12 protein-coding genes are annotated in these 13,429 nt (G+C 65.2%); 2 read left to right on the forward strand and 10 right to left on the reverse strand.

The features are described 5' to 3' along the window. Nucleotides 1–3: 3 nt before the first annotated feature. Complete coding sequence (locus tag O5K39_RS10990) at nt 4–1,032, reverse strand: amidohydrolase family protein (RefSeq protein ID WP_271143671.1); 1,029 nt, start codon at nt 1,030–1,032, stop codon at nt 4–6. A gap of 108 nt (nt 1,033–1,140) precedes the next feature. On the opposite strand from O5K39_RS10990, the gene O5K39_RS10995 reads away from it, so the two are divergent. Next, nucleotides 1,141–2,325: an MFS transporter gene (locus tag O5K39_RS10995; RefSeq protein WP_271143672.1), complete on the forward strand. Its 1,185-nt coding sequence runs from the start codon at nt 1,141–1,143 to the stop codon at nt 2,323–2,325. After that, nucleotides 2,322–3,122 (forward strand): SDR family NAD(P)-dependent oxidoreductase, encoded by an 801-nt coding sequence (locus tag O5K39_RS11000; protein WP_271143673.1) that lies wholly within the window; start codon nt 2,322–2,324, stop codon nt 3,120–3,122. The genes O5K39_RS10995 and O5K39_RS11000 overlap by 4 nt, the downstream gene beginning before the upstream one ends. A 10-nt stretch (nt 3,123–3,132) precedes the next feature. Here O5K39_RS11000 and O5K39_RS11005 read toward each other — a convergent pair whose 3' ends face one another. The 9 genes from O5K39_RS11005 to O5K39_RS11045 all read right to left on the reverse strand — a co-directional run bounded on the left by O5K39_RS11005 (nt 3,133) and on the right by O5K39_RS11045 (nt 13,426). Further along, nucleotides 3,133–4,692, reverse strand: coding sequence for an NAD(P)/FAD-dependent oxidoreductase (locus tag O5K39_RS11005; RefSeq protein WP_271143674.1), 1,560 nt, complete (start codon nt 4,690–4,692; stop codon nt 3,133–3,135). A gap of 1 nt (nt 4,693) precedes the next feature. Next, entirely contained in the window at nt 4,694–5,044 is a 351-nt protein-coding gene (locus tag O5K39_RS11010; RefSeq protein WP_271143675.1) for a nuclear transport factor 2 family protein, read from the reverse strand. Then, on the reverse strand, nt 5,041–6,075 hold the full coding sequence (locus tag O5K39_RS11015; protein ID WP_271143676.1) for a hypothetical protein: 1,035 nt from the start codon (nt 6,073–6,075) through the stop codon (nt 5,041–5,043). The genes O5K39_RS11010 and O5K39_RS11015 overlap by 4 nt, the downstream gene beginning before the upstream one ends. Before the next feature lie 47 nt (nt 6,076–6,122). Continuing rightward, nucleotides 6,123–7,466, reverse strand: coding sequence for an MFS transporter (locus tag O5K39_RS11020; RefSeq protein WP_271143677.1), 1,344 nt, complete (start codon nt 7,464–7,466; stop codon nt 6,123–6,125). Continuing rightward, entirely contained in the window at nt 7,466–8,266 is an 801-nt protein-coding gene (locus O5K39_RS11025) for an SDR family NAD(P)-dependent oxidoreductase (protein WP_271143678.1), read from the reverse strand. The genes O5K39_RS11020 and O5K39_RS11025 overlap by 1 nt, the downstream gene beginning before the upstream one ends. 4 nt (nt 8,267–8,270) lie before the next feature. Next, nucleotides 8,271–9,098 carry an SDR family NAD(P)-dependent oxidoreductase gene (locus O5K39_RS11030; protein WP_271143679.1) on the reverse strand — a complete coding sequence of 276 codons (828 nt, stop codon included), beginning with the start codon at nt 9,096–9,098 and terminating at the stop codon, nt 8,271–8,273. 89 nt (nt 9,099–9,187) lie between these two features. After that, on the reverse strand, nt 9,188–11,428 hold the full coding sequence (locus O5K39_RS11035) for a TonB-dependent receptor (RefSeq protein ID WP_271143680.1): 2,241 nt from the start codon (nt 11,426–11,428) through the stop codon (nt 9,188–9,190). Nucleotides 11,429–11,644: 216 nt separating this feature from the next. Continuing rightward, nucleotides 11,645–12,583: a nuclear transport factor 2 family protein gene (locus tag O5K39_RS11040; protein WP_271143681.1), complete on the reverse strand. Its 939-nt coding sequence runs from the start codon at nt 12,581–12,583 to the stop codon at nt 11,645–11,647. Nucleotides 12,584–12,586: 3 nt separating this feature from the next. After that, nucleotides 12,587–13,426 carry an SDR family oxidoreductase gene (locus tag O5K39_RS11045; protein WP_271143682.1) on the reverse strand — a complete coding sequence of 280 codons (840 nt, stop codon included), beginning with the start codon at nt 13,424–13,426 and terminating at the stop codon, nt 12,587–12,589. Nucleotides 13,427–13,429: the final 3 nt, after the last annotated feature.

Consider the following 13,429-nt stretch of genomic DNA (forward strand, 5'->3'; position numbering starts at 1 on the left):
GGGTCAGGCCGCCTGGGCGGCCCGGGTCATGTCGAGCTTGAGCAGTTTGATCGCATTGCCGCTGCGGATCTTGTCGCGATCGCCATCCGACAGGTCGATGCCGGCGGTCAGGTCGCCGTAGTCATAGGCTCCGCCGAAATTGGTGCCGTAGAGTAGCTGGTCCGCGCCTATCACCTCGGCGACGGCCCGCCGCAGGGCCGGGTGGTGGACATCCAGGTCGAAGTAGAAATTCTTCATATAGTCCATGACCGGGCGCTGGTTCTTCGAATCGGGCGCCATGACGCCGTTCAGCTCCGACAACCGGCCCAGCTGGAACACCGCCATCCCGCCGGCGTGGGTGACGTAGGTTTTCAGCGTCGGGAAGGCGTCCAGCGCACCGCCGCAGATCAGATACCAGAAGAACAGGGTCTCATCGACGCAGTCGCCGACGATGGAGGTGGTCTCGAACCGGTCCTCGTGGTGGCGCTCGCCCAGATAGATCGACTGGTTGAAGCCGTGGACCATGATCGGCACATCCAGCTCGACCAGCTTGGCCCAGACGGGGAACAGCCGTTCGTCATAGGTCTGGATGCCGTCGAAATTTGTGCCGCCGACGCACAGACCCTTGGCGCGCAGCACGCGCACGGCCCGGTCGATCTCCTGTACTGCCGCCTCGGGGTCGGCCAGGTTGGCATGGGCCCAGAAGTCGAACTTGTCGGGCATGACGCGACAGAAGGCGGACAGTTCGTCGTTGCAGATGCGCGCGTATTCCGTCCCGAACTCGCCCGCCCAATACATGAAGGCGTGAGACGGCGTGGACAGCACCAGTTTGTCGACTCCGCGCTGGGCCATGACCTCGAGCCGGGCGGCGTGGGTCATCCGGGCCAGCAGATTGGCTTCGGCCTCGGCGTCGTTCGCCGCCTTGGCGGGCTGTTTGGTGCCGAGCGAGAAATGGCCGACGGTCAGACCCTGGGGCTTCATGAAGGGCCCCCAGAACGGGTGCCGGTTCAGCATGCCGGGCGTGAAGAGGTGGGCGTGGACGTCGATCAACATGGGCTTCCTCGATATCTGTTATTAGATTGATATTCTCACTGTCGAATGATCTGTGGCAAGCGGTCCCCGTAGATTTGATCGACCGGCGGTGGTGAGGAGCCGAACAGGATGGCGTCACGACCGAAAGACAGGTTGCTGCTGGCGGCAGGAATCATCGGCACGGCCTTCTGCCTGAGACTGGTCTTCGCCAGCCTGTCGGTGCGGCTGCCCGAAGTCTTCCGGGCGACGGGAATGGAGCCCTGGCAGGTGGGAGTGCTGACGACCCTGCCGGTGCTGTGTCTGGGCCTGTGCGCGCCGCTGGCGCCACGACTGGCCAGGCGGTGGGGGACCGAGCGCAGTCTCTTCGGGGCGCTGTTGCTGATCGGGCTGGGCACGGCGTGCCGGGCCCTGGGGCCGGTATGGGCGCTGTTCTCGTTCTCGATCCTGGCGGGGGCGGCCATCGCCACAGCCAACGTGCTTCTGCCCACCCTGGTGAAGCGGGATTTCGAGGACCGGACAGCCCTGCTGACCGGGGGCTATGTCACGGCGATCTCTGGCGGCGCGGCATTGGCAGCTGCGGTCACCGTGCCGGTCGAAGCGATGCTGGGCGGCGGCTGGCAGGTCGGCCTGTCGATGTGGGCACTGCCGGTCGCTGCGGCCCTCGTGCTGTGGCTGCCCCAACTGCGCGGAGGAACGACGGCGGTCAGTGTCGTCCTGCCGGTCAAGGGCCTGTGGCGCGATCCGCTGGCGTGGAGTGTCGCGCTGTTCATGGGGCTGCAGTCGGCGCTGGCGTTTTGCGTACTGGGCTGGCTGGCCCCGATCCTGAGAGAACGAGGGCTGGACGCCGTGACGGCCGGCCTGGTCCTGTCAGTCCTGATCGTGGTTCAGTTGGCGACCTCCCTGACCATTCCCTCGATCGCGACACGCAGGCCGGCGCAGCGTGTGATCGCGGTGGTGTTGTCGGTATTCGGAACGGTGGGTCTTTTGGGACTGTTGCTGGCTCCGCTGTCCGGCGTCTGGGTCTGGGCGATCGTTCAGGGACTAGCGCAGGGCGGGCTGTTCTCTTTGGCCCTGACCATGGTGCTGCTGAGGTCGCCCAACAGCCATGTCGCGTCCCATATGTCGAGCATGGCCCAGAGCGTCGGCTATGTCCCGGCGGCCCTCGCCCCCTTGGCCATTGGCCTTCTGCATCAATGGACGGGCGGGTTCGAGGCCGTGGCGGGGCTGGTCGCGCTGATCGGGATCGGCCTGATCGCCACAGGCCTGATCGCAGGGCGAGCAACCGTGGTTTCAGCCAGGGCGGTCGATACATGAGCTTCATCAAACACAAGGAGGTTGACGCCATGCGCTTCGAGGACAGGGTCGCGATCGTCACGGGCGCGGGCGGCGGCATCGGCCGGTCCACGGCCCTGCTGCTGGCGGATCAGGGTGCACTCGTCGCGGTCAACGATCTCGATCCCGCTGCGGCGGCGGCAGTGGTCGCCGAGATCGAGGCAAAGGGGGGCAAGGGCTGTGTCATCGGCGGGGACGCTGCCGACGAGGCCGTTGTCGATGAAGCGTCAGCCCGGGTGCTCAATGCGTACGGCCGGATCGACATCCTGGTGAACAACGCCGGCATTTCTGTCGTCGCGCCGGCCGAGGATTTCGTCGCCTGGGACCGGGTGATCCGCACCAATCTGTATTCGCAGTTCTACTGGTCCCGAGTGGTGGCCAAGACGGCGATGATCCCGGCGGGACGGGGCGCGATCGTCAATGTCGCCTCGATCGCGGGTCTGGCGGCCGTGCCGAACCAGATCGGTTACGTCGTGTCCAAGCACGGTGTCGTCGGTCTGACCAGGTCTCTGGCGGTGGAGTGGGGGCGGTACGGCATTCGGGTCAACTGCGTCTGTCCGGGCATCACGGCGACGGACATGACGACCGGCCCCACCGGCATGGACCCGGAACGGCTCAAGGCCCGCGTGGGGCGTGTTCCCCTGGGCCGCATGGGCACTATTGAGGAACAGGCGGTGGCCATCGCCTTCCTGGCGTCGGACGCGGCCTCCTATCTGAGCGGGGTGATCCTGAATAACGACGGCGGTCAGTTGGCCCTGCATTCCGGCGTGATGATGTGATCGCTGGCCGTCAGGCCAGGTAGTCGAGCACCCGTTTCGACACCAGCCGCCCTGGACCGCCAGACACGCCGCCGCCGGGATGGATTCCCGCGCCGCCCAGGAAGAAGCCGGGGACCAGGGGTTCGGGTCCACCGAGACCGAAGGCCGGTCGTTTGGCCCCCGTCCGCTGGGCCCCGAAATCGACATGGGTGACGCAGCCCTTGGTCAGGCCTGTGCGGGCCTCGCGGTCAGGACAGGTCTCGAACCACCGGCCCAGTTCGCCATCGAAGCCGTCATAGTATTCCGCCGCCCGCGTGACGATGGCCTGAGCCGCCGGGGCCTTGACCGTGTCCCAGCCTGCGTTCACGTCGACCGGGAAGACCGGCAGATAGATATAGGCCACGCCCTGACCGTCCGGCGCCATCAACGGGTCCCAGTTTGTCATCGGCGACAGGGAGAAAACCGGCACCGTCGGGACCAATCCGCGCCGCGCCTGGACCAGCGCCTGCCTCAGTTCGTCAGCGGTGCCGATCAGGCCGACCGTCTGGTTCAGATCCAGGCCGTCGTCGCGCCGATGCCGCCTGAGCCGAAAGGGCCGGGACGAGGCGACGTTGATCAGCGACGGCCCGACGTTGGCGCGGTGAGCCGGGGCGTACTCCAGTCGGGTGCGCGTGACCCGGTCGAGTCCGCTTGGTGTTGCCAGGCGTGCGGCCGTGATCGGGTCGCAGGTGGCGATCACCACCCCGGCCTCGACCATCTGACCGTCGGTCAGGCGTACGCCCCGGGTCGCGCCGTCGCGGATGACGATCTCCGCGACCTTGGCGTTCAGCATCAGATCGCCTCCCGAGGCCGCATAGGCGCTGGCCAGCGCGTCTGCGAACATCCGCATCCCGCCCACGGCCTTGGACACCCCAACCCGATGCAGCAGTCCAAACAGGGCATAGGCGATGCCGTTGCCGTCGGTGTCGAAAGGGCCAGCGCCCGCCACGATGCCGAGCAACAGGGCCTGGGTCGCCGGATGTTCGAACCATTCGGCCGCCAGCTGGTCGGCGGGGGCGGTGCTGATGAGCTGAAGCTTGGACTTCAGCGCCCGATTTCGGATCGCGACTTTGGCAAGGTCCAGATAGTTGCCGGCCGTACGAACCCCCGGATCGCCCTTGCCCATGGCGCCGGCGAACTGCATCAGGCCGTCGATCAGTTCGATGAATTCGAGATAGGCCCGGGCATCTGCCTTAGAGTACCGGGCGATATCCTCGGCCGTCCGGCGCGGGTCGCGAAACACGGCGATCGAGCCGCCCTCGGGGTCGAGCCAGGCATAGGTCGGGTCGGTCTCGACCGTCTTCCAGCCGTGGCTGCGTAGGTCCAGTTCCTGCATCACCGGCGAGGCGCGGATGTGGATCAGCTCGGCCGTGCCGGTGTTGATCATGTGATCGGGCGCTTCGGGGATCACATGGTCCGACTGCGAAAGACCGCCCGCCATGGCAGCCTGTTCGACGACCAGGACCCGCTTGCCTGCCTTGGACAGATACGTGCCGGCGATCAGGCCGTTGTGGCCACCGCCGACGATGACGACGTCGTAGCGATCATCCATATCAGGCGTCGATGAAGTAGCGGATCGACAGGGTTCCTTCGCCGAAATCGTAGAGCTCCATCGTCTCGATCACGACATTGGCCGCGTCGATATGGTTGCGGTGGTGACAGGCCGCTTCGTGCCCGTTGATCACCGCCTTGACCGCCTCCAGCCGCATCCGCGCATTGTGGTCGGACCACATGGTTTCGAGGATTTCCATGGCGTCGCGGCGTGGCTTGCCGACGTAGTCGATGGTCAGGCCGTTCCGCCCGAACTCGCGATAGAAGTCGAAGAAGGCCTCTCGGTCATGAGCGTTCCACGAATCCAACTGGCCGTGCAGGAAGCGTTCGATCTCGGCTTTTGCGAGGGTCATGAGATGTCCGAGCCCCGGACGTTGCGCGATGTGCCGTTGCGCCGGTCCGTCTCGCCCCAGCCCAGCCAGTGCGACGGCTCGCGAGTGTCGCCCACACGCCGCCAGCGGCCCTCTTGTTGGGCCGTGATCGGAAATCCGCCGAGGAAGCTGACCATCCGCCCCTTGGGGTCAGGCAGGAACTCCCATTCCTCACTGTCGTCGAGAATGATCCGGGCCGTGTCGCAGAAATAGTCGCCGTCGGGATGGTGGGACACGCCCTCGATCTTGGTCGTGGTGCGGATCTCGCCCTTCTCGTTCTGGAAGATGGCGTAGCCGAGCATGTCGTGGCCGACGCAGAAGGACCCCACATCGAAGGTGCCGTCCTCGTATACGGTGGCGAAATTCCACCAGATGACGTGCATGCCGTTGTTGACGATCAAATCCTTCTTGTAGTGGATCGCGCCGCCCTCGGCGAGATAGGCCTGGTCCAGCGAGATGACGCCTTTGACCGGATGGCCGTCGCAGACGCCGCTGACCTCATAGATCTGGGCGGTGTAGAAGGTGCCCCAGTCAATACCGGGCAGATACCACTGCATCCCGACACCCAGCAGCTTGCCGCTGATCTCGAACAGCCCGTCCTCGGTCCAGGTGAACCGCTCGGCGGACGCAGTGACTCGCCACGCATTGCCGGCGTCGGTGTCGGGCGAGCGCCAGACGACAGTGTCGCCTTCCAGCGCCTGGACGGGCAGGGCGGTTTGGGCCTGGGCCGCCATGCGTGGTCGGTCCATCACCAGGGTGTCTTCGCCCTGCCGCGTGGACTGATAGAAGAAGGTGGTCGGATTGGGGGTTCCGGTCGGGGCCATCAGGGCGCGGACGGGGGCATACAGATGGCCCTCGGCGTCGCGCAACACGCCGTAGGGCATGGTCTTGTTCATCACCAGGCCGAAGAAGCCCCGTGTGTCATTCATGGCCGGGGCGCTGACCTCCATCGGTGCGACCAGCACCTGATAGTTGAAGTCGGCACGCGGCATCGTCCGGTTGAACGTGCGCATATCCTGAACAGTTTCCCTATTTTTGTTTAGTTAAACCGGAGAATGGTTCAGCCGTCCAGCAGGGAATCCCGTCGCGCCGTCCGCGCCGCGTTGAGGAAGCACAGCACCGCCACGACGTTCAGCGACATCCCGGTCATGATCGCCCAGCGCAGTGAATTCGGGCCGCCGTAGACGTCGCTGAGCACGCCGACCAGAAAGGGCCCCAACCCCGTGCCCACGACGGTCGCGACCGTCTGCAAGGTCGCCACCACGACGCCACGCATCCGGGGACGCAACAGGCTGAGCACCAGCGCATTGGCCGGTCCGTTGTGGGCCAGCATCAGTCCGCACCAAAGGCACATCATGGCCACCGCCATCACCGCGCTGCCCGACAGGGCGGCGGCGACCCCGCAGATGACCACGCCGGTCATTGTGGTGGCGCTGAGCAGGGCCAGACGCTCCGGCCGGTGGCCCTGTTTCGAGTTTGACAGCCGGTCTCCCATCAGGCCGGAGATCAGGGGGATGACGATCCCGAACACCGTGAAGGCGACGGCGATCGACACCCCGGCCAGGGCAAGGGGCATCTGATGGACGCGGACAAGGAACGACACCGACCACAGGGCGAAGGCCGAGCTCATCGCGGCGGCCAGCACGATGCCGGTCATCATGCTGAGAATGGCGGGGCGGCGGAGCACATAGGCGAACGCTTCGCTGAGCGTCGCGGCCTTCTCCGCCTTGTCGGCAGACGGCGCAGGGATGGCTTCGGGGCTGGCCTCTGGCGTATCGACGACGACGACTTCCGACCCCCCACGACGAGGTTCGCGCACGACGAGGAACAGGATGACCCCCATCACCAGTCCGGGGATGCCCGCGACCAGAAAGACGGTCCGCCAGCCGAATGACTGGGCCAGAATCCCTCCGACCAGGAAGATGATGCCGGTGCCGATGGCCGAACTCAGGTACCAGATGCCGATGGCGGTCGATCGCTGCTTGGGCGGGAAATAGTCCGAGACCATGGACATGGCGGTCGGGGCCCCGCCGGCCTCGGCGATGCCGACCCCCATCCGTGCCAGCAGCAACTGCATATAGGAATTGGCCGAGGCGCAGACCGCCGTCATGATGCTCCACAGCGCCAGAATGCCGACCAGCATATTCCTGCGATTCACCCGGTCGACGAGATAGCCCATCGGGATCGCGGCGACGGCGAAGGCCAGGGCATAACCCAGGCTGCCCAGCATCCCCATCTGGCTGTCGCTGAGCCCGAACTCCTGACGGATCGGCTCGACCACGACCGACAGGACGTTGCGGTCGATGTGATGCGTGGAATGGACGGCGGTCAGTACCGCTAGCACCAGCCAGCGATAGTGTTTTCCCGGCACCTTTGCAGGAGGGGCGATCAACGTGTCCGACATCAGTGACGCCCTTCCAGATACTGCGCGAGATCGTGGGTATGGGGCTGATGTGCGAGCGAGCCGCCGTTGCAGACGATGGTCTCGCCATTGATGAAGCCCGCGTCCTCGGACGCCAGGAAGGCCACCACTGCGGCCACGTCCTCCGGCGTGCCGAGGCGAGGTGTCAGGACGTGGTTCTGGATCAACTCGATCAGTTCGGGCACGCCCTCCCTTGCCGACTCGGTCAGGATCAGACCCGGCGCGACGGCGTTGCAGCGGATGCCTTGGCGGCCGTACTGGGTCGCGACCGAACGGGTCAGGGCGATGACCCCGGCCTTTGAAGTTCCATAGGCGATCCGCGACAGGTCGCCGACCAGGCCGGACCCCGAGGCGGTGTTGACGATCGCGCCGCCCCCGGTCTTGAGCATGGCCGGAACCGCGTATTTGCAGCCGGCCAGATAGCCCCGAAGGTTGACCGCCATGACCCGGTCCCAGGTCTCGAAGGCGATATCGACCGCCGTCGTGTCGTCTTTCTGGATCTGCGGCGTCGTGATGGCGGCGTTGTTCAGCAGGATGTCCAGACGATCGAATTGCGCCACGGTCGAGACGACCAGGGCCTCGACCGTGTCCATCTTCCCCGCGTCGTAGAAGGCCGCGGTGGCGCTGTGGCCAATATCGTCCGCCACGGCTTTCGCGCGCTCCAGATCGTGGTCGGCAATCACCGTGATCGCGCCTTCGGACGTCAGCCGGCGGGCGGTCGCGGAGCCGATGCCACCGGCCCCGCCGGTGACGATGGCGATCTTGCCTTCTAGCCGTCTCATGGAGTCACTCCGGCCCATAGAAGTGATTCAGGAATTCGCTGTGATTCACCACCCGCTCGCGCCGAAGGCGTCGTGACAGCATCGGATTGTCGTCGTTGTCCAGCGCGTCCAGGACCACGGTCGGCCCATCGCCGAGGTGGTCGAGCGCGACCCGCGCGACATCCTCGGCCAGGGTCAGCGGCACCGCGTCCGGCGACAGATTGTTCCTCTCGAACACCGTGCGCAGCTTGGGCGTATCGGTCGCGCCGATCAGGACGTTCAGGACATCGACCCCCTTGGGCTTCAGCTCGCGCCACAGGCTTTCACCCAGGTTCAAGGCATAGCCCTTGGTCGCGGAATAGAGCGCCAGCCGACCGGTTCCCTGGAACGCCGCCTCCGATCCGATGATGACGATCCCTCCGCGACCCTGGGCGACAAAGGCCGTGGCGAAGCGGTGACAGGCCTCGGTCAGCATGTCGATGTTGCGTTGAAGCAGTTGTCGCCACTCGGAATAGGGCTTGGCCAGAAACGGCCCTCCGACGCTGTCGCCGCCGGCGTTGAAGACGACGAGGCCCAGGTCGAGCCCGCCAGCGCAGGCCTGAAGCCTTGCGGCACCGTCCACGACCGTCAGGTCCAGGGAGTGCGCTACGACCTCCACGCCAAACCGGTCGCGCAATACCGTCGCCAGCGCATCCAGCTTGTTCAGCCGTCGCGCCACCAGCACCACATTGCAGCCCTTGGCCGCCGCGAGGGTCGCCAGCTCCGCGCCTGTGCCCTCCGAAGCGCCGCTGACCAGCACCCAGGGACCATATTTCGAGACAAAGGTCGGATCTCGCCGGCTTTCGTCAATCATGGCCGGATCTTTCAGTCGGGTCGCTTTCGCGAAAAAGAAAAGTCCGCTCCCGGCGGGTGGGCCGGGAGCGGAAGGCGGGGTGGTGGGGTCTAAAGCGCGTAGCGAACTTCGAAGCCGAAGGTCCGCGGGTCGCCATAAAGCTGGGACTGGAAGCCGAACGGGGTCGTCCGGTCGGTCGTGTTCAGCAGGTAATCTTCGTCGGTCGCGTTCTTGACGTAGACGCCCAGATCGATGCCGCGACCGCCGACATCCTTCCAGTCCAGACGCGCATCGATCAGGCCATAGGCCGGGGCGATGTTGCCGGGCGTGGTCAGGTTGTCGTCGGCGAAGGCAACCTCGCTGATGTAGGCATAGCCGATCTCGCCGACCAGTTCGCCGACGCTCAAGGGGTGACGCCAGGTCGCCGAAAGGTTCACCGAGTCCTGGGGTGCCTGGGCAAAGCGGTTGCCGCTGACGTCGCCGAGGATGGCGTTTTGATAGCTGTCGTACTGGGTGTGCAGATAGCCGTAGGACGCCTGGATTGTCAGGGACTCCAGCGGCCGCGCCAGAAGTTCGATCTGCCCGCCATAGATGGTCGCTTCGGCGGCGTTGAAATTGCCGGTCACGACCAGGTTCTGGAACAGCAGCGAGGTGGTGCGCTGGATGTCGGTGTACTCGGCGTAGAAGGCCGACAGATTGGTCCGGATCGGCATGCTGCCCAGACTCCAGTCCGCCTTCAGACCGGCCTCGTAGTCGGTGATGAACTCGGGCCGTACGACCTCCAGGTCGGGATCGTTGATGTTGGCGTTGAAGCCTCCGGCATTGTAGCCCTTGCGCGTGGTCGCATACAGCAGCACGTCGTCGGTGGCCTTGAAATCCACCGACAGGTTGTAGGTGACGGCGTCCGTCTGGGCGGCGATGCGCTGGGTGCAGGTGGCGATGTTCACGCTGGGCAGGGCCGCCGGAAGATTGCAGCGCAGGCCAGGGCTGAAGCCGAATTGGGCGGTCTTCACATCGTCCTCAGTGTATCGGATGCCCGCCGTCAGGTTCAGGCGATCGGTCACCGCCAGGGTGCCCTGCGCATAGACAGCCCAGGAATCGGTGGTGGTGTTCCCGCCGGTCTGCTGGGTCGTATTGACGTTGTGAGACGTGCCGACCGGGGCGAACAACAGATAGGCGTTGAAGTTGTTCACGTCGCTGGCCGACGAATACAGGCCGGTGACCCAGGACAGTCGCTCACCGAACGCGGTCCCCAGCAGCTGGGCTTCATGGGTGGTCAGGCTGGTCTCGTTGTCGTTCAGCCCGATGATGACGGGCAGAGGGATCGACAGCTGGCTGGTGAACTGGCGGTCCTCGTTTTTCTGGTAGCCGAAGATGTATTTGGCCGTGACCGATCCAAAATAGCCGCTCAGCACATTGGTGAACTGCCACGGCGTGGCGGTCTGGCTGGCGTTCAGCGGGATGGACACGGTTCGAATGCCGCGCGCGCGCTGGGCGGCCAGTTCGACGCCGTAGGCCGCGCCGTAGATGCAGGCCGGCAAGGCTGTCGGGCAGGTCGGCGTTCCCGGGCCGGCACCACTGATCTGGGCGTAGGGCGTATCGTCTCGATCCGCGAGATTGAAGGTCGTGACGTTGCTCAGATACTCATTGGGCGTGAATCGGGCCGAGAACCGAACCGACCGATGATCCAGCTTCTGAAGATCCGGGCCGGTCAGGTTGTCGATGAGGCCGTCGCGCCGGGTCACGCGGGCCCCGAAGCGCAGGGCGAGCATGTCGTTGACGGGCAGGTTTACGACCGCAGTGCCTTCATACAGGTTGTAACTGCCGACCCGCCCTTCGAGGTAGCCTTCGAATTCGTCCGTCGGCGTGTTCTGGACGAACAGGACGGCACCGCCGGTGCTGTTCTTGCCGAACAGGGTGCCCTGGGGGCCGGAGACGGCCTGGATCGAGGCCAGGTCCCACAGCATCTGATCGGCCAGGACGGCGTTGACGGGAACCTCGTTGAGATAGCTGACCACGCCGGTGCGAACACCCCGTAGCGAGAACTGCTGCGCCCCGCCGAAAATGCTGACACCGACGCTGAGGGTTGGAACCAGCTTCTGGAGATCGGTGCCGGTCGTGATCGTGCGGCTTTCGAGCTCCTCCGCCGAGATCCCCGTCACGCTGAGCGGAACGTCCTGGAGGCGTTCTTCGGAACGGCGGGCGACGACAACTATGTCTCCGAGTGCGGAGGCCTGGTCTTCCTCGGCCGGTGCCGGGCGGTTCTGGGCCTGGGCGGCACTCAGTCCGACCGACGAAGACAGTAAGAGTGCAAGCGCGCTCGCTCCCGCGAGCAGGGTATGTCTAGCCATGTTTCCCCCTAAGGAAATGATGTTGGCCAGCTCAGGACCGTCTATGCCGTCCTTGATGTTCGAGCTGGTTTGAATGTCGTCACGTGCGCGTGGACTGTCGTGCCTTCATCGAACTGGACGAAGCGCGGCGGGTCCCTGAAGCCTGGTAGCGAGCCCCGATCCCTTGGTTGCGATCTGACATGAGACTGATCTTCTAAAAAAGATAAGTCAAGTGACTTACGACGCGGTCTCGACGTGGGCGACTTCGGCCTTGACTCCGCGCTTCCGATCCAGATCGGCCATGTTGATGTATTCGCGCCAGCGGACGATCAGGCCCTCGTCATCCAGCTCGTAGATGGCGATCATCTGGTGCGGGCAGGGCCGCCCTACCAGCACGGCCCAGTCTGATCGCTCCTGTATGACGACGTGCGCATTCGACACCGCGCGGACGGTGTTGCACCGGTTGTGGCCCGAATAGGCGATCTGGCGGGTGATTTCGGCGGCCAGAGCTTCGCGTCCCTTGACCAGAGGACCACCCGGAACCCAGAGCCGCCATTCGGCGTCGGGTGCCATCATCGCGATGATGCGATCGACATCGGGCCGGCTGGTCGGCGTTCCGTCACCCCAGGCCCCGCAGAAGGCCTCGACGAACGCTTGCTGAGGCCCTTGCGGCGCATGCAGGGCCATCGACAGGCCAGTCCCGTCCGTCGCCTCCGGAACCGGCGGTCGGCGTTCCAGCCCAGGCCGCGCGTCCAGGCCTTCGAGGCCTGACAAGGTGTCCGGCGAGACGCCGGCCTGCCGTGCGAAATCCAGCCCGTCGAAATAATCGCGCCAGGCCGTGATGCGGCCTTCGGCACTCAATTCGAAGGCACCTGCGACCCATCGCTCGACAGGCCTGCCGTCCCGCATGAAGCGATCGTGTCGCTCTGCGATCACCATGTCATCGCTTGAGGCGACGAGCACGATCTCCGTCTCGATGGCCGAGATGTATGTCGCCTGCCGCTCGAGTTCCGCCCGGATGGCATGGTGGCCGACCAGCGTAGGCCCGTCCGGCATATAGAGGGTCCATCGTGCGTCGTCGGAAAAGCATCCGGCGATCCTGTCGATGGCGATTCCCCCATCGTGACTCCATGACGCCAGCATCCGACGGACGGCGTCTTCCTGTCGCGCACCCATCGGTCAGGCCTCCACCGGCATCGCGGCCGGCTTGTGCTGGGGGATCAGATAGTCGAGCTGAAGCTGGGCGAAGGGCAGGGGCGCGGTCATTCCGCCGTCGCATTTGTAGAGCCCGCCGTTCATGAAGGCCGCCTCATCGGACGCCAGATAGGCGGCCAGATTCGCGATGTCCTCGGGGCGACCCAGGCGGGGCGCATTCTGCAGCTTCATGAAGGCGGCATGCATCTCGGCGCTAGCCCAGGCCTTCATCGCCGGGGTCTCGATCACGCCCGGGATGACCGCGTTGCAGCGGATGCCCTGCTTTCCATAGTTGGTGGCGATCGTCTTGACGTACCAGTTCACCATCGCCTTGGATGCGCCGTACGAAAACTGCGCCACATCTCCGCCCAGCGAACTGGTCGAGGAGGTGAACAGGATGCAGCCGCTGCCCCGTTCCAGCATGTGGGGCAGGGCGTGTTTCGAGGCGAGCACCCCGCCAAGAACGTTGACCTGGACGATCTCGTGAAAGACCGCGGGATCGAACTCCAGGAAATCGACGTCCCGCTTGCGCTTGCCGGCCGCGGTGTTGACGGCGTTGTTGAACAGGATGTCCAGCCTGCCCAGGTCGGCGATGGTGCGGTCGATCATACCTCTCAGAGCCAGGTCGTCGGCGACGTCGACGGCGAAGCCGATCGCCTTGCCGCCTGCGGCCCGGATTTCGTCGGCCACGGCCTCGGCGGTGTCGCCGAGAATATCGGTGACGGCGACGGCAGCGCCCTCGGCTGAGAACTTCAGGGCGGAGGCGCGGCCGATGCCCGAGCCGGCCCCTGTGATGACGGCAGTCTTGCCAGCCAGACGTGTCATGCT

Origin of the sequence: Brevundimonas sp. NIBR10 (genome assembly GCF_027912515.1) — a bacterium.
GTDB lineage: Bacteria > Pseudomonadota > Alphaproteobacteria > Caulobacterales > Caulobacteraceae > Brevundimonas.